The following is a 19919-nucleotide window of genomic DNA, read 5'->3' as shown; positions in this document are numbered from 1 at the left end:
CGCAAGCGGCTTCTCCTCCCCATACTCCTCCCGCGTCGCCATCAATCCCGGCATCTCCGTCTCCGCAATGTCCAGCTCTCGCCGGCCATATTCCGCCAAGGAAAGATCCGTCACTATGTAATCCTGATCGGCCATCAAAAAGGGCTCCTGTTCGGGCTGTGAGTGTTTGTTTCGGGTCAAAAAGAAGGGCCGCGCGAATAGATCGTGCGGCCGATAGGGAGCCTTTTTAAAGGCTGCCCGGCCCAAATGCAATGGGATATAAGGATATCTTTATATGTGTGGGGCGGCAAATCCGTGCCTTGGTCATTCGGCCGGGACTTCGCTGCCCTGCGCGGCCATCGCCGCGAGAACGTTGCGCTGGGTCCGCTCCGCCGACGGCTGTTCGGCGGATTCCAGCATGATCGCTATCCCGCCCGCCGTCAGCAGATTGCCATTGGCTATGACCGCCGCCGGTTCGCGGACCAGACCGATATCGGCGAGCGGATCGCCAGCGACCAGGATCAGGTCGGCGCGATAGCCCGGCGCGACGCGGCCCACAGTCTCCGCTTCGCCAAGCACTACCGCCGCATTGTAGGTCGCGGCCCGCAGCGCCTGATACGGCGTCAGCCCGGCCTCGACGAGCAGCGCCAGTTCGTCGTGCAGCGACGCGCCGGGAATATTGGTGAAGATGCCGGAATCCGAACCGGCGACGAGCATCGCGCCTTCTTGCTGGAGCTGTGCGGTGAAGCGGCTGAAAAAGGCCAGCTGCTCGCGCGCGCGATCGGCATCTTCGGACCGCCAGCGTTCGAACATCGGCTCTTCCATCGCGGAAATGAACGGGTTCAACATGTTGGTGCCGGGCCGCTCCAGATAGGCACCGCGGCTTTCGGCGGTACGATAGAGGTTCGCGAAGGCGATCAAGGTCGGATCGACGGGCACGCCGGCCTCGGCGATTCGATGAGCCAACGCCCGGGCGGCCTCTTCGTCGTAGCGTTCGCGCAAGCCGTGCCAGACGATGGATTCGACATGTTCGATCGTCTCGAACCCGTCGTCGAGCAATTCCTCGAAGGCGATATTGAAGGGCCGCTCGAACGGCATGCCGGGCTCGCGGACGCCCTCGGGCGTATGGCCCGTGATCGGCATGCCGAGGGTTTCCGCTTCGTCGCGGATCGCCTCATAGGCTTCGCGCGACAGGTTCGAATAGACTTTGAGCCTCCGATATCCGGCCGCATGCTGCGCGCGCACGGCTGCGCGGGCTTCTTCGGCGGTCTCGACGATCTGGTGGTTGATCTGCGCATTGGGACCGGGGCCATTGAGGATCGGCCCGCTCGTCACGATACGCGGCCCCAGCAATTCGCCGGTAGCGACCCGGTCCCGCATCTCCAACAGGAACGGCATGCCCGAAAGGTTGCGAACCGTCGTAACCCCATGGCCGATATAGGCCCCGAGTTCCGCCTCGTCCCAGATATGCACGTGCATATCGACAAGACCCGGCATCAGAGTGCGTCCGCGGCCGTCGAGATGGCACACATCGTCGGGCGCCTGCGCGCCGGAGTCCGGTCCAATCGCGACGACTGCGCCGTCACGGATCAGCACGTTCATATGATCGCTTGTCGCCGGAGCTTCCCCCGCAAGATCCAGCACCCGCACATCGCGGACCAGCAACGCGCCGGAACCCTCGCACCGAGATTCGGCCAGGGATGCAACCGGAACCAACGCTCCCAGCAGCAGCATGGACGCAACCGTCGCGACCCGTTTCAAGGCGTTTTTCAGTTCGGAAATCATGTCGGCACCCCCTTGGGAGGGATCTTTAAGCGGCGGGAATCACTCGGGCAACCGGGCGATTAGGCATGGCCGGCATCATGGGCAAGCAACGCCGGGTCGATACCCGCGCGGCGATAGGTGGCGGCCCAGCGGTCCGCGGCATCGGTTTCGAAAAGGATTTCCCGGTCGCCGGCTGCGGTAAACCAGCCGTGCCGCGTCATTTCCTCGTCTAGCTGCCCGGGCGACCAGCCCGCATAGCCGAGCGAGGCGAGCCAGTGCGACGGGCCCCTGCCCCCTGCTATGGCTCGCAGGATATCCAGCGTACCGGTGAGCGACCATTTATCGCCGACCTGGACGCTGTCCTCGCCCCCCCAGTCCAGGCTGTGCAGGATGAAACCCCGTTGCGGCTCGACCGGCCCACCGAAATGGACCGGCACGTCCGGCGCCAAGCCGGGATCGATTTCGAGCTGGTCCAGCAGCGCGTGAAAGCCGATATTGGCGACCGTTGCGCCAATCCCGATACCCAGCGCGCCTTGTTCGTCATGCGCGCACATCGCGATGACCGCCCGTTCGAACCGCGGATCGCCCATACCCGGCAGGGCGAGCAACAGCTGGCCGGAAAGGAAGGGCGGCGAAGTGTCGGGATCGGTTTCCATCGGACCGACTCTAGCGGATGGCCGCAACGGGTCCAGAGCGCTTGTCGCGAGGACAGGCCGAACTGTTTCCCACGCCCGCTCACCGGCCTTTGCGAAGCCCTAGGGCGTCCGGGCAATCTCGCGCATGGAATCCGCCGATTCCTGCCCGATTCGCTGCAATTCGATCTGATATCCCTGCGCCGTCCCAATATGGCGGTTATATTCTTCAAGATCCGCGTCGCTGGTGAAATAGGGCATCCTGTCCTCATACTCCCATCGGCCGCGGGCAAGCACATGGCAGGCCGCCGCTGCGCTTTCGCAAATCCGGCTGTTAAGTTCCCAGACCCGCTCGAACTGGGCGCTTCCAGATCGCAGCGCTGCAACAAACTGATCCAGATCGCGTCGGCTGAGCGCGCCCTCGCGAACCAGACCGAGGCCGAAATGCTGCGCCGCCCGGCGATGAACCCCGGCCCGCCCTCCATAATAGCTCGCGCGGTCCGCCAGAGCGGCCATGGCATCGCATTTCCCGAAGATCTCGTTATCCGGAGTCAGGTTCTCGAAATTCAGAAGCGCAACAAGCCCGGCCTCTTCCGCTTCTGCGTGGAACCGATTGGCATCGGACATTTCGCTGTTCAGATAGGCGTTGAAAAGGCGTGTCAGGCCGGGAACCGAGCGATCAGTGGGGAGATCGCCGCTGATAGCACCTTCCTGGATCGCTTCCATCGACTCGGCCACGCCTTCCAGCGCAACCCGATGATCCGGAGTCAGGCTGCCTGCCTCGACGAGATGACCGAGCAGCGCAATCAGGCTGGCACCGATGACAATGGCAAGAGAGCCGAATATCCAGCCCCGTGACGCCTTTCTGATGGTAATGGCATAGGCAATACCCCAGGCGACCGCACCAAAGCCTATCGTCCGGCCGGCCATATAGGCAATCGGCATCTGCTGGTTCGCCAGATCGCCCGCATCGAACGTGCAAGTCGATGTCAGTACGAGAATCGCGCATATCGCGGCCGCAAGCCCAGGCCTTCCGCCGCTTTCGATATCCCATTCGGGGTCGAAATCGTCATAGCCCTTATATTCGTCGGATCCGCCCTGCTCGGCCAACTGCTCCCCCCGTTTCCACTTTTATAACCGGCAATGACGGCGAGCGACAATGGTAGACGCTTCAATCCTCGTCGGGCGGCCTTTGCGAGGATTGGCGGCGATGGACTTCGTCGCAATAATCGCGATCCTCACGCTCTTCCATGCATTCCCGCCATTGACGCCCGAGCCGTTCTTCCTCCTCGCGCAGCTCGCGACCGCGATTGCGGTCGGCCTCGTCCTGGCTGGTGGTCGCCCAGTCCGCCGCCTGCCCGACCGCGCGCACCGGCGCCGTTACGATATTGGCAGCGGTCTTGGCGATGCAGCCGCTTAGCAGGAGCGCCATGACAACGGGGATGACAATACGCATGAAACACTCTCCCGAAGGGTCGAGCGCGACCATAAAGCTCTCGACTGCCAGCGCCATAGCAGATTGCGCGGAAGTATGCCGGCTTTGCGGCCAGCGCCCGGCCGCCTATTGAAACGCTTTCATGCGCCGGCGATACCGCTATGATGGCGCGAACCCATCCTGAAGGAGTGAATAATGACGATCAGCGAAGGCGATACGCTGCCCCAAACCAGTTTCGTAACAATGACGGAAGGCGGCCCGCAGCCGATCGACCATGACGCCTTTTTCAAGGGCAAGAAGGTCGCGCTCTTTTCCGTACCCGGTGCCTTTACGCCGACTTGCTCGGCCAAGCACCTGCCCAGCTATGTCGAGAAAGCCGATGAGCTCAAGGCCAAGGGCATCGATGCGATTGGCTGTACCGCGGTGAACGATGCATTCGTCATGGGCAAATGGGGCGAAGATGCGGACGGCGTGACGATGCTCGCCGATGGCAATGGCGCGTTCGTGAAGGCGATCGGCCTCGATTTCGACGCCAGCGGCTTCGGCATGGGCACGCGCGGCCAGCGCTTCTCGATGGTCGTCAACGACGGCGTGGTCGAGCATCTGAACGTCGAAGCGCCTGGCGAATACAAGGTCAGCTCGGCCGAACATATGCTCGGTCAGCTATAGCGCCGGCGGAACCAAAACCCGGGTCGCGAATTGGTTGGGTATAGGCCCGACCATATTTAACGGAGCATCACCATGGCTACCCAACCTACCAAGACCGCAAAGACCGCGACCGCCGGAAACGGCACCGCGAAGCCCGGATTCAGCGAAAAATTCAGCGACAAGCTCGCCGGCACCGCCAAATCCGTATCGGCCAAGGCCGGCGAAACCGCCAAGGCGGCGAGCACCAAGGCCGGCGCGGCCGCGAAAACGGCTTCAGACAAGGTCGGCAAGGGCGCGAAGAGCGCCGCCGACACGGTCAAGAAGCATCCGATCAAGACCGCCGTTGCGGTCGGCGGCGTTGCGGCGGCCGCCGCCGGCGCGGTGGTCGGCAAGAAGATGTACGACAAGCGCAAGACGGCCAAGGCCGCCCCGCCCAAGGTCAAGCCCGCGGCCGACTAGCCCGTACCATCCCGGATCATAAAGGGGCGGCCGCTTTCGCACGCCGCCCCTTTTTGTTTGACCGCCGGTTCGTGCGCTACCAGCCGCACTCCCGGCCTTCATTCTGCTCTTCGAGCCAGGTCTGGAGCGGCTCGAAATAGGCGAGCATCGGCTCAGCCGACATTTCCGGCGTTCCGGTGAACGCTTCCAGAGCTTCCGGCCAGGGCCGCGAAGCGCCCATTTCCAGCATCGCATTCAGCCGCGCACCGACTTCCTCATTGCCGTAGAAAGAGCAGCGATGCAGCGGCCCTTCCCAGCCGGACTGTTCGCAGGCCGCCTGGTAGAACTGGAACTGCAGGATCCGGGCGAGGAAATAGCGGGTATAGGACACATTGTTCGGCACGTGATATTTCGCGCCCGCGTCGAACTGGTCGGCGCCGCGCTCGACCGGCGGCGTGATGCCCTGATAGTTGAGGCGCATCTCGTTCCACGCGCTCTCGTAATTTTCCGGCGTGATGGAGCCATCGTAAATGCCCCAGCGATAGCGATCGATCAGCAGGCCGAACGGCAGGAAGGCGACCTTGTCCATCGCCTGCCGCAGCAAGAGGCCGATATCGCGATCCGGGCCCGGCACCTGCGATTCTTCGAGCAGCCCGATCTGCACCAGATATTCCGGCGTGACGGAAAGCGCGATGGTATCGCCGATCGCCTCGTGGAAGCCGTCATTCGCGCTGTTGCGGAAGATCATCGGCTGCTCGTTATAGGCACGCTGATAATAGTTGTGGCCGAGCTCGTGATGGACGGTGACGAAATCGTCGGCGTTGACGCGCGTGCACATCTTGATCCGCAGATCGTCGACATTGTCGAGATCCCAGGCGCTGGCATGGCAGACCACATCGCGGTCGCGCGGTTCGGTGATCATCGAGCGTTCCCAGAAAGTCTCGGGTAGCGGCGCGAAGCCGAGCGAGCTGAAAAAGCCCTCGCCCGTGCGTACGATCTGCTCGGGCGTGTAGTTCGCCTGTTCAAGCAATTCGGTGAGGTCGTAGCCGACATCGCCGGCGCCTTCGGGCGCGACGATATCGTAGATATTGCCCCATTCCTGCGCCCACATATTGCCGAGCAGATCGGCGCGGATCGGGCCGGTTTCAGCCTGCACCTCGTCGCCATATTCTTCGTTCAATTCGGCGCGGACATAGCAATGAAGCTGCTCGTAGAGCGGGCGTGTCTCGTTCCACAACCGCTCGGTCATCGCCGCGAATTCGTCGGGCGTCATGTCATAGCCCGAACGCCAGAGATCGCCGACATTGTCGTAGCCGAGCTCCTGCGCGCCCTCGTTTGCGATTTCGGCAAGCCGGGCATAATTGTCGCGCATCGCCGCGCCGTTATTGTGCCAGGTCGTCCACATCTCGGCGAGCGCGGCGGGATCACGCACCGTGCCCATCCGGGCTTCGGCCTCGTTGCCGTTGATCGTTTCGCCGTTCATCGTCGCCCGGCCGGTGGAATAGGCGGTGCTCAAGGCCGTCGCGAGCTGGTTGAGCTCGGCGGCCGCGCCGTCGCGCGTCGGCGCCGGCAGGCCGATCTGCGAGCGCAGCTGGTTGAGCTGGCGGTCGGTGGCATAGTCGAGGCCCTCGACCTCGGCGAACTGCGCCGCTTCATTGGCCAGCCGCACGACCATCTCGGTCACCAGCGTACCGAAATAGGTGTTCAGTGCATCGGTATCGGGGGTGATATAGGTGGAATTCACCCATGCCGCCTGCGCGGAGATATGAAACAGCCGCGCCATTTCCTCATTGGCCGCGGCGACGAAGGCATCGGCGGCTTCGGCCGTACGCGCGGCTTCTTGGTGGTGGTCGGCATAGGCCGGAGCGGCGGAAAGCGCGGCGCCGAGCGCCAGCGCCGATGCGCCGAATTTGGCAAGAATTTTCATCGGAAAACCTCTCTGTAAGACGTTTGCATGGTGCGTGTTAGACCGTTCGCCCCGGTGACGGTCAAGGGCCGTTGGTCGATTTCCGCCGTCGCCGGGCGGCATGCCCGTGCCGCCAGCAGGTTGACACTCGTTGACACAGGAAAGGGGTCAACGGTCCATGCTCGCTGCGATTTCCCCATGATAGCCGATAGGGCATCCTGTAGGACAGCGTTTCGTTTACCCTCGGCCCCATCGTCGTTCGCTCGCGATGACGGCAATGCCTCAGGCGTCTCCCAGCCAGTCCGCCAGCGCGTCCCCAAATTCCGGCTTCACGATACAGCTCATATGGCCGCCGGGCACCGCGACATGTTCGGCATGGGGAATGACGGCGGCCAGTTCGTCGGGATCGCCATTGTCGCGATCCTCGTCGCCGACCAATATCAGGGTCGGCATGACGATCGCCTCCAGCGCCTCGACCGGTGTGTCGGTGAAGACGTTGAGGACAAGCAGCAGCGCTTCGGGATCGCCCTTGGTGGTCTTGAGGAACGCCTCGGCCATCCATTCCGGCGAGCCCTGTTCATGCTTCCCGAGATTTTCGAGGATATGCCGGAAATGGTTTGCTCGCTTGCCGAGATTGACGAGCCCCGCAAGCCCCATGCCCGAGACAACCAGTCGCCCCGGCCGCGCGCCCAGCACATGCATGCGCACCACCGTTCGCGCACCGAGCGAATAGCCGCCCAGATCATAATCCTCGAGCCCCAGATGCTCGATCAACGCGAGCCCGTCCTGCGCCAATATGTCCGGCGGATAGGCCGCCGGATCGTGCGGCTTCGCGCTGTCGCCATGGGCCCGGTGGTCCGGCATGATGACGCGATAGCCTTTGGCCGCGACCTTTTCGGCATGGCCGTAGCGAATCCAGTTGGTGAAGGCGTTGGAGAAAAAGCCGTGGAGCAGGACGATCGGCCGCCCCTCCCCCATTTCCCGCCAGGCCAGCCGTTGGCCGTCGCGGCTTTCGTAATAATGCGGCTCCGGATCAATCGGGGACTTTGCCAACTTTTTCCTCCCACCGCTTTTTGAGCGGTTCATAATCTGCCGCCTTGTAGCGCGGCAGGTCCGCCGCGTTCAGCCAATGTTCGTGCAGGCCCTCGGCGCCGAAATTGTGCTTCGGTTTCAGGCCTGAAGGATCGTCCAGCGAGCCGACGGTCAGGTCCATATTATCGCTATCCGGATATTCGAACGTCAACGGCGTCCCGCAGGCGGAGCAGAAGCCGCGCCGGGCGATCGGCGAGCTGGCGTAATAGTCGGGCTCCTGCGTCGTCCAGCGGACGGAGGCCTTCGGCACATTCTTGAAGGCGATCGAAACGCCGCCCGTCGCGCGCTGGCACATCCGGCAGTGGCAGAGATAGGCCTCGTCATTTTCGGCATCGACCTCGTAGCGAATACGGCTGCACTGGCAGCCGCCGGTCATCGTCTTGACGGTCACAGGCTCTCCCTCCAGGCCTTCATGTCCTCGGGCTGCGTCTCGTAAACCGGAACATCCGGGTCGAGCAGGATGCCCGCCTGCTTTTTGGACACCCAGATATGGCTGCGCGGCGCAATATCCTCGCCGTTTTCGATGGTTCCCACCTTCAGCGTCGCATAGTCCGGCGCGGCCGCCGAGCGATGCCAGAGCCGCGTCCCGCATTGCGGGCAGAAATGGCACTGCTTGATCGCACCGCTATATCCGGTGACCTCGAACATCGCCGTTTGCCCCACCACGTCGAGCCGCGAAAAATCGATCGTCACCGACATGGAAAAGGCGCTCGCCGTCTGCTTCTTGCACTCGCCGCAATGGCAGCAATAAGCGGGCGGCAACGGCCCCTCGAAGCGGTAGTTCACGGCGCCGCACTGGCATCCGCCGGCATAGGTTTCGGTCACCTGCGTTCCTCCAGTCCCTTTTGCTGCATCCGCCACAGCGCAACATCGATCCGGTCCTGCCCGAAAAACGGTTCGCCTTCAAAGACGAGCGTCGGCACGCCCCAATGGCCGGCCGCCTCCAGCCGATCCTGGTTGGCGGCGACTTCGGCGTCCAGCGCTTCGGCATCGTCTTCGGCTTCGGCATCGAGCTCGGCCATGTCGAGGCCCGCGCGCTGCGCGGCATTCGCCAGATGGTCGCCCTCATGCCAATTCTCGGTGCCGCCCCAAATGAGCGTCGATACTTCATAGGCGAAGCCGAAGCCCTTGCCGCGCCTCGCCGCCGCCTGGCCGCAACGCACGAGGCGATAGGCATAGGGCTGGTCCTCGGCAATCTTGCGGGTCGCGATATCCTGGACGATCGGATCGGGGCGCGGCGGCGCCATCGCGATCCCGTGAAACTGCGACAGCCGCATCACGTCCAGCAGGGTATAGCGGAGCCAGTTCGGATGGTTGCGCTCGAAAAAATCGGGCTGGCGCAAGGCCAGCGGATAGACGGGACAGAGCGCGATATCGAGATCGTGCTGCTCCGTCATCGCGCGATACCGTCCAATGGCGAGATAGCTATAGGGACTGCGGAACGACCAGTAGAGATCGGCGGTCAGCGTCATATATCCTCTCCACTCCGGGTCGCGGACGGGTCGAAGCCCGGAAATCCTCCATAATCGCCAATTTCCGGCGCCGCCACCCGGGGCCGCGACTGTGTCGAAAAAGACTCACATGGCCCGCTTTGTGCAATTTTGCCTCGCCTTCGGCCCGTCTCTGTGCGATTCTTGCGCGATAACAGGGAGGGGTCAGACCATGGCGGACGATGATCCGACATTCTCTGCCGAAGATCTTGCCATGACGAGGCAGGAGGCCGAACCGAAGCGGACGCGCTCGACCATGCGCGTCGCGCTCATGCTGCTCGTACCGCTTATCGTGCTGGGCATCGGCGCCTATTGGTACATCAGCTCGGGCCGCTATGTTTCGACCGACAATGCCTATGTGCAGCAGGACATCGTCGAGATCAGCCCGGAGGTGAACGGGCGTATCGTTGCGGTGATGGTGCAGCAAAACCAGCATGTCGAAGCCGGCGATATCCTTTTCCGCATCGATCCCGAACCCTATCGCATCGCCGTGGAACAGGCCGATGCCGATATCAGCGACGCGCAGCTCTCGCTGGATCAGGCCGAAACCGCGGTCGCGACGAGCGGCGTCGATATCGAAACCGCGCGCGCCAACGTCGCATTCGCCAGCCGCAACCTGGCTCGCGAACGCGAACTGATGGATCGCGGCTTCAACACCCGCGCGCGCGTCGAATCCTTCGAAAACCAGCTCTCGGACGCGCGCGCGCGTCTCAACGCGGCGCTCGCCGCGCAGCAGGATGCGCGCGCCGCCGTGGGGAGCGCTTCGAGCCGGGGCGTCCGCAGCGAATTTCCGGCCGTCGCCGCGGCCCGCGCGCGGCGTTCCGAAGCGCAGCTCAACCTTGAGCGCACGGTGATCCGCGCGCCGGTCAGCGGCACGATCAGCGAGGTCGACCGGTTGCAGATCGGCCAGATGGCATCCCCCGGCACCACGGTGGTCAGCATCGTCGCCGACGACGAGACCTGGGTCGAAGCGAATTTCAAGGAAACCGATCTTGACCGGATGCGCATCGGCCAGCCCGCGCGCATCACCTTCGACGCCTATCCCGGATTTGTCGTCGAAGGCCGCGTCCAGAGCATCGGCGCGGGCACGGGAGCCGAATTCTCGATCCTGCCGCCGCAAAATGCGACCGGCAACTGGGTGAAGGTAACCCAGCGCGTCCCGGTCCGGATTGCCATAGAGGGCACGCCGTCGCGTCCGATGATTACCGGCCTCAGCGCCGATGTGCGGGTGGACGTTCGCGGGGACGATCGCAGCGATGGCGAGCGCTAGCCCGGCCGCGGCAAACCCCGGCGGCGCCCCGCTCCTTCCCGTCCGCTACAAGGCACTGCTGACCTTCGCCATCATGACGGCGATGATGATGCAGATCCTCGACACGACGATCGCCAACGTCGCGCTGCCGCACATGCAGACATCGCTGGGCGCGACGATCGATTCCGTGGCCTGGGTGCTGACCAGTTATATCGTCGCCACCGCCGTGGCGATTCCGATTACCGGCTGGCTTTCGGACCGGGTAGGCTCGCGCAATCTGTTCCTGTGGTCGGTAGTCGGCTTTATCGCGACCTCGATGCTGTGCGGCGCGGCGACCAGCCTCGAGCAGATGGTGATCTTCCGTATCCTGCAGGGCATCGCCGCCGCCTTTATCGGCCCGATCACGCTCACCGCGATGCTGGACATCAACCCCTCGCACAAACATAATTCCGCGCTCGCCATCTGGAGCATCGGCGCGGTCGTGGGGCCGGTGATCGGGCCGCTGATCGGCGGCTGGATCACCGAAAGCTATAATTGGCGCTGGGTGTTCTACGTCAATCTGCCGATCGGGATCGTCACCCTGACCATCCTTTACGTCCTGCTGCCGACGCGGCCGGTGGTGCGCCGGAGTTTCGACATATTGGGTTTTTCGATGTTCGCGCTGGGCCTCGCCTCGCTCCAGCTCGTGCTCGATCGCGGACAGCAGCTCGACTGGCTGGACAGCCCTGAAATCTGGATCGGGATCGGCGCGGCGATCGTCGGTTTCTGGGTGTTCGCCGTGCACATGGCCACCGGGCGCAACACGCTGCTCAGCCCCCGCATCTTCACCGACCGCAATGTTGCAGGGTCGCTCGTCTATATGCTGCTCGCGGGCGTCGTCGTCTTCGCCGTGATGGCGTTGATCGCGCCGATGCTGCAAACCGTGATGGGCTATCCGGTGATCGAGGCGGGCAAGCTGCTCGCGCCGCGCGGCGTGGGCGTCATCGTCGCGATGGCCACCGCCGCGCGGCTGATGAATTATGTCGATGCCCGCTATGTGGTGTGCGCCGGCTGGGCGATCGCCGCCTGGTCCTGCTATTTGATGACCCAATGGGATCTGACGATGGATTGGCGGCCGATCGTCACGGTCGGGCTGGTCCAGGGCTTCGGGCTCGGCTTCATCGTCGTGCCGATCAACGCCATCGCGTTCGCGACCTTGCCGCCCGAACTGCGCACCGAAGCCTCGGCGCTTCTCAACCTCATGCGCAATGTGGGCGCGTCGATCGGCATTTCGGTGACCGCGACCAATATCGCGCGCGTCCAGCAGATCAGCCATGCCGATCTCGCCACGCATATCAATCCGTCGACGCTGCCGTCGATGGAGCTACACCGGCTGGGCTTGCCGCCGGAAGTCGCGATCCGGCTGATCGACCAGGAGATCAACCGGCAAGCGCTGATGATCGGCTATGTCGACAATTTCTGGCTGATCATGTGGGCGTGCATCATCGCCGCGCCCACGGTGTTGCTGCTGAAGCGGGTGCCGCCGATCCGGAAGCGCCTGGCGCAAGCGCAGGCTAGCCCGGAACCGGCGGCTTAGCTACGCCGCTTTCTGCAGGTGCCGACGGCCGAGCAGCTCGGCAATCTGGACGGCGTTGAGCGCGGCGCCCTTGCGGAGATTGTCGGAGACGCACCACAGGATGAGACCATTTTCGACCGTCGGATCCTCGCGCACGCGGCTGATGAAGGTCGCGCCGTCGCCGACACATTCGACGGGCGTGACATAGCCGCCATCCTCGCGCTTATCGACGAGCATGATGCCCGGCGCTTCGCGCAGGATATTCTGGGCTTCCTTGGCCGAAATCTCGTTCTCGAACTCGATATGGACGGCTTCCGAATGGCCGACGAACACCGGCACGCGCACGCAGGTTGCGGTCAGCTTGATCTTCGGATCGAGGATCTTCTTGGTCTCGACCATCATCTTCCATTCTTCCTTGGTGGATCCATCGTCCAGGAAGACGTCGATATGCGGGATCACGTTGAAGGCGATCTGCTTGGTGAACTTCTTCGCGTCTGCCGTATCGCCGACGAAAATGTCGCGCGACTGGTTGAACAGCTCGTCCATGCCTTCCTTGCCCGCGCCGGACACCGACTGATAGGTCGAGACGACGACCCGCTTGATCGTCGCGGCATCGTGGAGCGGCTTGAGCGCCACGACGAGCTGCGCCGTCGAGCAATTGGGGTTGGCGATGATGTTGCGCGCCAGATAGCCGTCGATAGCTTCAGGGTTCACCTCCGGCACGATCAGCGGCACATCGGGATCCATGCGGAACAGAGAGCTGTTGTCGATCACCGTGCAACCGGCCTTGGCGGCCTTGGGCGCATATTCCTTCGCCGGACCGGAGCCTGCGGCGAACAGCGCGATATCCCAGCCCGAAAAATCGAAATGTTCGATATTCTGGCATTTGAGCATCTTGCCGGTTTCGCCGAATTCGACCTCCATGCCCTGCGAGCGCGGCGACGCGACCGCGGCAATCTCGTCTGCGGGGAATTCGCGCTCGGCAAGGCAGGCGAGCATTTCGCGCCCGACATTTCCCGTCGCTCCGACAACAGCTACCCGGTAACCCATGATTTCCTTCCTTCGTTCAAGCGTCGCGCGCTTTAGCGAATCCGCGATTTTTGTCCAGCGGAAAGCCGGGAAAGCGCCGCGTGCCTAGATGAATCCCAACTGGTGGAGCAGGAGTATGGCCGCTGCGAGAGCTGCGCCGGAGCAGCCCGCCCAGGCGATCCATGCCCGCCCCACCTTGCGGCGGATCGCAATCGCGTTGACGAGCCCGAAGACGATCAGGAATATGACGCTTGCGCCCTTCACCAGATCGCCGAGCCCGCCTACAAGCGCCAGAGCCAGCGCCACCGCCGATATGAGCATGATCCCGGCATAGGGCACGCCTTCCCTGTCGGTCTTGCCGAAAATGCCTGGCAGTTCCCCCTCCTCGGCAACCGAGCGCGCGAGCCGCGCGGTCGCGAACAAGGTGGCGTTGATCGCCGACGCGGTCGAAAAGGCCGCGGCGATGGTAACGGCGACGAAGCCTGTCGTGCCGAGTGCCGCGCGCCCCGCCGTCGCCAAGGCCACCTCGCGCTGCTCGATCACCGCGTCCGCGCCGATCAGCATCGGCGTGCCCAGCGCCACCGCGATATAGACGGCGAGCGCCGTCAGGATGGCCGCGGGCATGACGCGGGGCATCAGCGTCTCGCGGTCCTTCATCTCGTCATAATCATAGGCGAGCAGCTGAAAGCCCTCATAGGCCATGAAGACCGTGCCCGCTCCGATCAGCGCGCCGACAATGCCCGGCGGCTGATCGATGACGAGCTCGCCCGCATTCCATTGCGCCAATCCGAAAGCGGCAAGCCCCGCGAGGATCACGAGCTTGCCCCAGACGGCGACGATTTCCAGCGTGGACGCCTCGCCGACGCCCATCAGGTTCACCCCGGCCAGCGCTATGATGGAGACCGCGGCCATCGCCTGGGGCAGCCAGGCCGGCCCGCCCAGCGCGTTGGCGAGATAGGCGCCGAAGGTGAAGGCATAGACCGAAACGGTGAGCGTATAGCCGAGGATCAGCACCCATGCCGCGATCCGTGCGGCATAGCCGTGATCGAGCTCGCGCAGGAAACGGTAGATACCGCCGGGTTTGCCGGATTCGACGGTGAGCGCGGCATAGCTGTGACCGGTGGCAAGCGCGATCAGGCCGCCGATAAGGAAACTCGCCCAGGCCCATTCGCCCGCGGCCTGTATCACGACGCCGAGCGTCGCGAAGATGCCGCCGCCGATCATGCCGCCCACTGCCATCGACCAGGCGGCGTTGAAACCGAGGCTGCCTTCGCTGTCCTTCGCCATGGGCGCGGATTAGCCCAGCCAAAAAAGAAGGGCCACCCGGCGGGCAGCCCTTCCTTCAAATCCGGCGAAAACGCTTCGGTGCCGAAAGGCTCAGCTCTCGCTGGCTTCCGCGGCTTCGGGCGCTTCGGTCTTGATCGTGTTCTTCTCGCGATCGTCGCGCTTTTCGACGATGCGGGCGCGCTTGCCGGTAAGGCCGCGCAGATAATAGAGCTTGGCCCGCCGCACGACGCCGCGCTTCAGCACGGTGACGCTGTCGACGTTCGGCGAATAGAGCGGGAAAACGCGCTCGACACCTTCGCCGAACGAGATTTTGCGAACCGTGAAGCTCGATCCCATGCCGCGATTGGTGCGCGCGATGCACACGCCCTCATAATTCTGAATACGGGTGCGCTCGCCTTCGACGACCTTCACACCCACGCGAAGCGTATCGCCCGCCTTGAAATCGGGCAGCTTCTTGTCGCTCGTGATGCTCTCAATGGCTTCCGCCTCGAGCGTTTCGATGAGATTCATCTCATTCGTCCTTTGACTTTTCGCGTTGCGCGCCAGAGGGCGACTGATCCGGAGCGCCACTATAGCGCTCCCAAAGATCCGGCCGCCGTGACCGTGTAGCGATCTCGGCCTGGGCTTTGCGCCACGCCGCGATCTTCGCATGATCCCCCGATCGCAACACTTCAGGGATCCTGCGCCCTTCCCATATTTGAGGTCGGGTATAGTGCGGATATTCGAGAAGCCCCGCTTCGAAGCTTTCCTCATCGCCGCTTGAAGCCGCGCCCATTACCCCCGGAAGCAGCCGAATGCAAGCGTCGAGCAGCGCCAAAGCGCCGATTTCTCCTCCCGATAGTACATAATCGCCGATCGACACGGGTTCGACCGGCCGGCCTTCGAAAATCCGCTCGTCAAAGCCCTCGAAACGCCCGCACAGCACCGTCACGCCCGGACCCGACGAAAGGCTCCGCACCCGCTCCTGGGTCAGCGGCGCGCCGCGCGGAGACATGGCGAGAACCGGTGCGCCGGGCTGCTTTTCGAGCGCCGCATCGACGGCCGCTCCGAGCACATCTGCCTTCATGACCATGCCCGCGCCGCCGCCCGCCGGCGTATCATCGACCGTGTGATGCTTGTCGGTCGCGAAATCCCGGATCTGGAGCGTTTCGAGCGACCATCTCCCCTCGTCGAGCGCCCGGCCGGCAATCGACTGGCCAAGCGGCCCCGGAAACATTTCGGGGTACAGGGTAAGAATGGTGGCGGCGAAGGTCATCGGCATGCGTCATGCACAGCCATCAGCGCGGGTCAATCGCCGCCGCACCCCCCGCAACCGCTACCGCCGCATCCGCTATCGTTACCGCAACCGCTGTCATGATGGTCGATATGATGGTCGGAACCGACCAATCCGCTGCCCGCGGCAAATTGCCGATAGGCGGCAAAGGGAGAGCCGGCGAGAACCGCGGCACCGAATATCGCAACAGCCATGCCCATTTCGTCCGACGGTGCGGCCAGCCGGAGCCGGTCATGCTCGGCCCGAAGGCTCGCCACGGCCCGGCTTCCCGCGCGCGTACGCCGATCGACGGCGCGATACCGCCAGATTGCAAGCCCCGCCGTGACGCCCAGCAATAGGACAAGGAAGGTCACCGGCCGATCGCGCGAAATCCCGACATAGAGCTTCGCCGCGCCGAGCAGTATGAGGATGAGGAAGGGCGCCGCCTGGAGGAAGCCCCGTGTCCGCGCTTCTTCCCCGGAAATATAGAGCCCGTCCCGAACAAGACGCTGCTCCACGCCGTGCCCGTGGCGGGCGCCGATTCTTTTCAACCGTTGGCGTCCGATCTCTCCCTGCTCGGCCAATATCGCCCGCTCGAAATCGGTTTCGCCGCGCGCGCCATCCACCGTGACCAGTTTGCGGTCGGACAGCTGCAGCGAGCCGTTGCCGAGAAGGCGGGCGACCGCGGCATCGACGACGTTAGCCTCGCCGCGGCTCAGCATGGCAATAGCGTCGAGATCGGTGAGCGGCGCATCGCGTCCGGGCGCACGCGACATATTTGCGGTGAACACCGATACCAGCAAGGCGACGACCCCAAGACCGCCATACAGGACAAGAAATTCAGGCCCGGACCAGTTCAAGACATCCATAGTGCCCTCCACACAATGAACGCGACCCCCAGCAGTGCGACTGCGCCTGTACCCACCAGCCAGCGCGCAATCGACCGCCTCATCACAATAGCTTCGCGCGGGTGCAGGCGATAGGCCTTGTGGTCCTCGAAGAAACGGCGCCGCGCACCGGGCCAGATATCGCCCGGCGGGTTTCCGAAAACCTGCGCATAGCTGCGCAGGGTCAGCGCATATTGCTCATAATGTTTGGCAAGTTCGGCCTCGCCCCCTGCCGTCGGGCCGTGATGGAGCGGGCAGCCGAGTATCTCCGGGCAAAATCGCTCCCAATAATCGCGGCTATAGGTGAGATGCAGATGCCACGCCTGATCGACGGCATCGGAGGGCGTGACGACATGGTCCGCCGTCGCGCAAAGATAGCAGAAGCGCTTATATTCCTCGATCACCCGGCCCGCAAAATCTTCGGGCCAGCGATTTTCCCGCGCCAGACGCGAGCAGAAGCTCAATGCCGCATCGGGCGGGCCGATCGCATAGGGTTCGAGGCGTTGCCAAAGCGGATCGTCCGTGGGGGTCACGCCGCCATCATGCGGCAATTCGCACCGTCACGGCAAGAAATTGTCAGGGGCCGTCAGGGAAGATAATCGGCATCCATAGTGACCGCATCATCGCCGATTGAGACGGCCTTGGCCGGCACCATAAAATCGGAACCATCGGGCCGCCGGATTTCGATAATGTCGCCCGCACCGAAATTCTCGACGGCAACGATCTCGCCGACGGCTTCGCCCTCGCTTGTTTCGCAAGGCAGGCCGATCAGGTCCACATGATAATATTCGCCCTTGGCCAGCGGCGGCAGGGCCGAGCGCGGGACGGTGAGCGGCGTGCCGCGCAGCGCCTCGGCGGCGTTTCGGTCGCCGATCTCGGCGAAACGGGCGACCGGCATCTTGCCGGTCTGGCGCACGGAAACGAGCGTCAGGCTGCGCCCTGCCGCGTCATAGGTCTTGTAGCGTTTGAAGCTCTCCAGATTTTCCGTGAAGAGCTTGAGGCGCACCTCGCCGCCAACGCCATGTGCGCCGGCGATGGCGGCGAGGGTGATGTGCTTTTCAGCCAAGGCCTAGCTCTTGGCTTCTTCTTCCTTGGGAGCCTCTTCAGCAGGAGCTTCCTCGGCGGCAGCTTCTTCAGCCGGCGCTTCTTCCGCAGCGGTTTCCTCAGCGGCGGCCTCTTCGGCCGGAGCTTCCTCAGCCGGGGCCTCTTCGGCAGCGGCTTCCTCGGCCGGAGCCTCGGCGGCGGCCTCTTCGGCCGGCGCTTCTTCAGCGGCGGCTTCTTCCACCGGAGCCGCTTCCTCTACCGGCGCGGCGTCCTTGGCGGCCTTTTCCTCAGCGCGTTCCTTGGCCTTGGCACCCGGTTCGGCCTTTTGCGGATTGTTGCGGGCCGCACGCTCCAGGACGCCGGCGGCGTCGAGGAAGCGCAACACGCGGTCCGACGGCTGGGCGCCGACCGAAAGCCAGTGCTTGGCGCGATCCGTATCGAGCTTCACGCGATCGGGATCGTCCTTGCCGAGCAGCGGGTTGTAGCTGCCGATACGCTCGATGAACTTGCCGTCGCGCGCCTTGCGCGAGTCGGTAACGACGATCTTGTAATAAGGCCGCTTCTTCGCGCCACCGCGCGAAAGCCGGATTGCAACTGCCATTGTCTTGTTTCCTTCTGATCTGAACTGAACTGTAAAAAATCTATCGCTTCAATAATTTGTCGAGCCCGGGAGGAATGCCCTGCCCCGGCATTCCGGGAAGGCCGGGCATACCGCCCTGCGGCATCTGGCCGCCGCCTTCCCCGGCTTCGGGCATCGCGCCGCCGCCGAACATCTTCATGAGCCCCTTGAGGCCGCCCATCTTCTTGATGCGCTTCATCGCCGTCGACATTTCCTTGTGCATCTTGAGGAGCTTGTTCACTTCCTGGACGGTCGTGCCCGAGCCCTTGGCGATCCGGATCTTGCGCTTGGCGTTGAGAAGCGCCGGTTTCGAGCGTTCTTCCCGGGTCATCGACCCGATCATCGCATCCATATGGACGAGCACCTTGTCGTCCATATTCGACTGCGCCATCGCGGCCTGCGCCTTTTTCATCCCTGGCAGCATGCCGGCCAGCGCGCCAAGGCCGCCCATCCGCTGCATCTGCTGAAGCTGGGTGCGCAGGTCGTTCATGTCGAACTGGCCCTTCGCCATCTTCTTGGCGAACGCTTCGGCCTCGTCTTTCTCGACCGTTTCGGCCGCCCTTTCGACGAGGCTGACGACGTCGCCCATGCCAAGGATGCGGCCAGCGACGCGTTCGGGATGGAATTGCTCGAGCCCGTCGAGCTTTTCGCCGGTGCCCACGAACTTGATCGGCTTGCCGGTAACCGCGCGCATCGAAAGCGCCGCACCGCCCCGCGCATCGCCGTCCATACGGGTCAGCACGACACCCGAGAGCGGTACCTGCTCGGTAAAGTTCTGCGCGACGTTGACCGCATCCTGGCCGGTCAGCGCATCGACGACGAGCAGGATTTCCTCCGGCTCGGAAACGTCGGCCACCGCCTTCATCTCGTTCATCAGCTGCTGGTCGACGTGAAGGCGGCCCGCGGTATCGAGCAGAACGACGTCAAAGCCCTGAAGCTTTGCCGCCTGAAGCGCGCGCTTGGCGATGTCGACGGGCGTCTGGCCCTGGACGATCGGAAGGGTCGCGACTTCGGTCTGCGTGCCAAGCACGGCAAGCTGCTCCTGCGCGGCCGGGCGATTGACGTCGAGCGACGCCATCATGACCTTCTTGCGGTCCTTTTCAGTGAGCCGCTTGGCGATCTTCGCGGTCGTGGTCGTCTTGCCCGAACCCTGGAGCCCGACCATCATGATGACATTGGGCGGGGTACCCGCGAGATTGAGTTCCACGGCTTCCGCGCCGAGCATCGCGACCAGCGCATCGTTGACGATCTTCACAACCTGCTGGCCCGGCGTGACCGATTTCAGAACCTGCTGGCCGACCGCCTGTTCGGTGACGTTTTCAACGAAGTCGCGGGCGACGGGCAGCGCGACATCGGCTTCGAGCAGCGCGATGCGGACTTCGCGCATCGCCGCGCGGACATCGGCTTCGCTGAGCGCACCACGGCCCTTCAGGCGGTCGAATACGCCGCCAAGCCGGTCGCTGAGACTGTCGAACATCGCTTCTATCCTTCCCGTTCCGGGCGAAACGCAAAAAACGCCAGCGGGCGAAACCTCGCCGGCCAGCGCGCGCCTATGGCGCTTCCAATGCATTCCTGACGGAACTGATGGCGGCCAAATACTGCCGATTCCAGCC

The 19919-nt window shown here is 63.6% G+C and carries 22 protein-coding genes and 1 pseudogene; 4 read left to right on the top strand and 19 right to left on the bottom strand.

The window, feature by feature from the left end:
• The 5 genes from H6P80_RS08780 to H6P80_RS08760 all read right to left on the bottom strand — a co-directional run.
• Positions 1-135, bottom strand: a 135-nt coding sequence (locus H6P80_RS08780) for an adenosylhomocysteinase (protein WP_185800907.1), incomplete at its 3' end; no start/stop codon positions are given.
• A 168-nt stretch (positions 136-303) separates the two neighbouring features.
• A complete protein-coding gene (locus H6P80_RS08775; RefSeq protein WP_185800906.1) occupies positions 304-1764 on the bottom strand; it encodes an amidohydrolase family protein in 1461 nt (486 codons plus the stop codon).
• Between the two features lie 59 nt (positions 1765-1823).
• A complete protein-coding gene (locus tag H6P80_RS08770; RefSeq protein WP_185800905.1) occupies positions 1824-2399 on the bottom strand; it encodes a YqgE/AlgH family protein in 576 nt (191 codons plus the stop codon).
• Between the two features lie 99 nt (positions 2400-2498).
• On the bottom strand, positions 2499-3485 hold the full coding sequence (locus H6P80_RS08765; protein WP_185800904.1) for a hypothetical protein: 987 nt from the start codon (positions 3483-3485) through the stop codon (positions 2499-2501).
• Between the two features lie 61 nt (positions 3486-3546).
• Positions 3547-3831 carry a hypothetical protein gene (locus tag H6P80_RS08760; protein WP_185800903.1) on the bottom strand — a complete coding sequence of 95 codons (285 nt, stop codon included), beginning with the start codon at positions 3829-3831 and terminating at the stop codon, positions 3547-3549.
• 174 nt (positions 3832-4005) lie between these two features.
• On the opposite strand from H6P80_RS08760, the gene H6P80_RS08755 reads away from it, so the two are divergent.
• Positions 4006-4479 carry a peroxiredoxin gene (locus tag H6P80_RS08755; RefSeq protein ID WP_185800902.1) on the top strand — a complete coding sequence of 158 codons (474 nt, stop codon included), beginning with the start codon at positions 4006-4008 and terminating at the stop codon, positions 4477-4479.
• Between the two features lie 72 nt (positions 4480-4551).
• Complete coding sequence (locus H6P80_RS08750) at positions 4552-4917, top strand: hypothetical protein (RefSeq protein ID WP_185800901.1); 366 nt, start codon at positions 4552-4554, stop codon at positions 4915-4917.
• A 76-nt stretch (positions 4918-4993) separates the two neighbouring features.
• On the opposite strand, the gene H6P80_RS08745 is transcribed toward H6P80_RS08750, so the two are convergent.
• The 5 genes from H6P80_RS08745 to H6P80_RS08725 all read right to left on the bottom strand — a co-directional run bounded on the left by H6P80_RS08745 (position 4994) and on the right by H6P80_RS08725 (position 9366).
• Positions 4994-6823 (bottom strand): M2 family metallopeptidase, encoded by a 1830-nt coding sequence (locus tag H6P80_RS08745; protein WP_185800900.1) that lies wholly within the window; start codon positions 6821-6823, stop codon positions 4994-4996.
• A 261-nt stretch (positions 6824-7084) separates the two neighbouring features.
• Complete coding sequence (locus H6P80_RS08740; protein ID WP_235973756.1) at positions 7085-7855, bottom strand: alpha/beta fold hydrolase; 771 nt, start codon at positions 7853-7855, stop codon at positions 7085-7087.
• A complete protein-coding gene (locus H6P80_RS08735) occupies positions 7836-8270 on the bottom strand; it encodes a GFA family protein (RefSeq protein WP_185801031.1) in 435 nt (144 codons plus the stop codon). The genes H6P80_RS08740 and H6P80_RS08735 overlap by 20 nt, the downstream gene beginning before the upstream one ends.
• 11 nt (positions 8271-8281) lie before the next feature.
• Positions 8282-8719 carry a GFA family protein gene (locus tag H6P80_RS08730; protein ID WP_185800898.1) on the bottom strand — a complete coding sequence of 146 codons (438 nt, stop codon included), beginning with the start codon at positions 8717-8719 and terminating at the stop codon, positions 8282-8284.
• Positions 8716-9366 carry a 2-hydroxychromene-2-carboxylate isomerase gene (locus tag H6P80_RS08725; RefSeq protein WP_185800897.1) on the bottom strand — a complete coding sequence of 217 codons (651 nt, stop codon included), beginning with the start codon at positions 9364-9366 and terminating at the stop codon, positions 8716-8718. The genes H6P80_RS08730 and H6P80_RS08725 overlap by 4 nt, the downstream gene beginning before the upstream one ends.
• A 190-nt stretch (positions 9367-9556) precedes the next feature.
• On the opposite strand from H6P80_RS08725, the gene H6P80_RS08720 reads away from it, so the two are divergent.
• A complete protein-coding gene (locus H6P80_RS08720) occupies positions 9557-10654 on the top strand; it encodes an HlyD family secretion protein (RefSeq protein WP_185800896.1) in 1098 nt (365 codons plus the stop codon).
• On the top strand, positions 10641-12209 hold the full coding sequence (locus H6P80_RS08715; RefSeq protein ID WP_185800895.1) for a DHA2 family efflux MFS transporter permease subunit: 1569 nt from the start codon (positions 10641-10643) through the stop codon (positions 12207-12209). Before H6P80_RS08720 ends, H6P80_RS08715 begins: the two co-directional genes overlap by 14 nt.
• Here the strand turns inward: H6P80_RS08715 and H6P80_RS08710 are convergent, their stop codons facing one another.
• The 9 genes and pseudogenes from H6P80_RS08710 to ffh all read right to left on the bottom strand — a co-directional run bounded on the left by H6P80_RS08710 (position 12210) and on the right by ffh (position 19783).
• Positions 12210-13238 carry an aspartate-semialdehyde dehydrogenase gene (locus tag H6P80_RS08710; protein ID WP_185800894.1) on the bottom strand — a complete coding sequence of 343 codons (1029 nt, stop codon included), beginning with the start codon at positions 13236-13238 and terminating at the stop codon, positions 12210-12212. It lies immediately after the preceding gene.
• 84 nt (positions 13239-13322) lie between these two features.
• Positions 13323-14504 carry an APC family permease gene (locus H6P80_RS08705; RefSeq protein WP_185800893.1) on the bottom strand — a complete coding sequence of 394 codons (1182 nt, stop codon included), beginning with the start codon at positions 14502-14504 and terminating at the stop codon, positions 13323-13325.
• A 90-nt stretch (positions 14505-14594) separates the two neighbouring features.
• A complete protein-coding gene (gene rplS / locus H6P80_RS08700; RefSeq protein ID WP_185800892.1) occupies positions 14595-15014 on the bottom strand; it encodes a 50S ribosomal protein L19 in 420 nt (139 codons plus the stop codon).
• A gap of 1 nt (position 15015) precedes the next feature.
• Positions 15016-15759, bottom strand: a complete 744-nt coding sequence (gene trmD, locus H6P80_RS08695) for a tRNA (guanosine(37)-N1)-methyltransferase TrmD (protein WP_185800891.1) — start codon at positions 15757-15759, stop codon at positions 15016-15018.
• A 32-nt stretch (positions 15760-15791) separates the two neighbouring features.
• Positions 15792-16625 carry a TIGR04222 domain-containing membrane protein gene (locus H6P80_RS08690; RefSeq protein WP_185800890.1) on the bottom strand — a complete coding sequence of 278 codons (834 nt, stop codon included), beginning with the start codon at positions 16623-16625 and terminating at the stop codon, positions 15792-15794.
• Positions 16613-17176: a glycine-rich domain-containing protein gene (locus tag H6P80_RS08685; protein ID WP_235973755.1), complete on the bottom strand. Its 564-nt coding sequence runs from the start codon at positions 17174-17176 to the stop codon at positions 16613-16615. Before H6P80_RS08685 ends, H6P80_RS08690 begins: the two co-directional genes overlap by 13 nt.
• A 53-nt stretch (positions 17177-17229) precedes the next feature.
• A complete protein-coding gene (gene rimM / locus H6P80_RS08680; RefSeq protein WP_185800888.1) occupies positions 17230-17709 on the bottom strand; it encodes a ribosome maturation factor RimM in 480 nt (159 codons plus the stop codon).
• Positions 17710-17844: 135 nt separating this feature from the next.
• A pseudogene (gene rpsP / locus H6P80_RS08675) lies at positions 17845-18288 on the bottom strand (30S ribosomal protein S16); the annotation flags it as partial.
• Between the two features lie 40 nt (positions 18289-18328).
• The gene (ffh, locus tag H6P80_RS08670; RefSeq protein ID WP_185800886.1) at positions 18329-19783 is read right to left on the bottom strand and encodes a signal recognition particle protein; all 1455 of its coding nucleotides are present in this window, start codon (positions 19781-19783) and stop codon (positions 18329-18331) included.
• Positions 19784-19919: the final 136 nt, after the last annotated feature.

Source organism: Parasphingopyxis marina (assembly GCF_014237875.1).
GTDB classification, from domain to species: domain Bacteria; phylum Pseudomonadota; class Alphaproteobacteria; order Sphingomonadales; family Sphingomonadaceae; genus Parasphingopyxis; species Parasphingopyxis marina.
The sequence above is the reverse complement of the archived record's forward strand: the minus strand, read 5'-3'. Positions and strand labels throughout refer to the sequence as shown.

What these genes read in the sequence shown, in the direction of transcription:
- H6P80_RS08775 (WP_185800906.1), bottom strand. Translation starts at nt 1,764, where the DNA reads ATGATTTCCGAACTGAAAAACGCCTTGAAACGGGTCGCGACGGTTGCG.
- H6P80_RS08770 (WP_185800905.1), bottom strand. Translation starts at nt 2,399, where the DNA reads ATGGAAACCGATCCCGACACTTCGCCGCCCTTCCTTTCCGGCCAGCTG.
- H6P80_RS08760 (WP_185800903.1), bottom strand. Translation starts at nt 3,831, where the DNA reads ATGCGTATTGTCATCCCCGTTGTCATGGCGCTCCTGCTAAGCGGCTGC.
- H6P80_RS08755 (WP_185800902.1), top strand. Translation starts at nt 4,006, where the DNA reads ATGACGATCAGCGAAGGCGATACGCTGCCCCAAACCAGTTTCGTAACA.
- H6P80_RS08750 (WP_185800901.1), top strand. Translation starts at nt 4,552, where the DNA reads ATGGCTACCCAACCTACCAAGACCGCAAAGACCGCGACCGCCGGAAAC.
- H6P80_RS08745 (WP_185800900.1), bottom strand. Translation starts at nt 6,823, where the DNA reads ATGAAAATTCTTGCCAAATTCGGCGCATCGGCGCTGGCGCTCGGCGCC.
- H6P80_RS08735 (WP_185801031.1), bottom strand. Translation starts at nt 8,270, where the DNA reads ATGACCGGCGGCTGCCAGTGCAGCCGTATTCGCTACGAGGTCGATGCC.
- H6P80_RS08725 (WP_185800897.1), bottom strand. Translation starts at nt 9,366, where the DNA reads ATGACGCTGACCGCCGATCTCTACTGGTCGTTCCGCAGTCCCTATAGC.
- H6P80_RS08720 (WP_185800896.1), top strand. Translation starts at nt 9,557, where the DNA reads ATGGCGGACGATGATCCGACATTCTCTGCCGAAGATCTTGCCATGACG.
- H6P80_RS08715 (WP_185800895.1), top strand. Translation starts at nt 10,641, where the DNA reads ATGGCGAGCGCTAGCCCGGCCGCGGCAAACCCCGGCGGCGCCCCGCTC.
- H6P80_RS08710 (WP_185800894.1), bottom strand. Translation starts at nt 13,238, where the DNA reads ATGGGTTACCGGGTAGCTGTTGTCGGAGCGACGGGAAATGTCGGGCGC.
- H6P80_RS08705 (WP_185800893.1), bottom strand. Translation starts at nt 14,504, where the DNA reads ATGGCGAAGGACAGCGAAGGCAGCCTCGGTTTCAACGCCGCCTGGTCG.
- rplS (WP_185800892.1), bottom strand. Translation starts at nt 15,014, where the DNA reads ATGAATCTCATCGAAACGCTCGAGGCGGAAGCCATTGAGAGCATCACG.
- trmD (WP_185800891.1), bottom strand. Translation starts at nt 15,759, where the DNA reads ATGACCTTCGCCGCCACCATTCTTACCCTGTACCCCGAAATGTTTCCG.
- H6P80_RS08690 (WP_185800890.1), bottom strand. Translation starts at nt 16,625, where the DNA reads ATGGATGTCTTGAACTGGTCCGGGCCTGAATTTCTTGTCCTGTATGGC.
- ffh (WP_185800886.1), bottom strand. Translation starts at nt 19,783, where the DNA reads ATGTTCGACAGTCTCAGCGACCGGCTTGGCGGCGTATTCGACCGCCTG.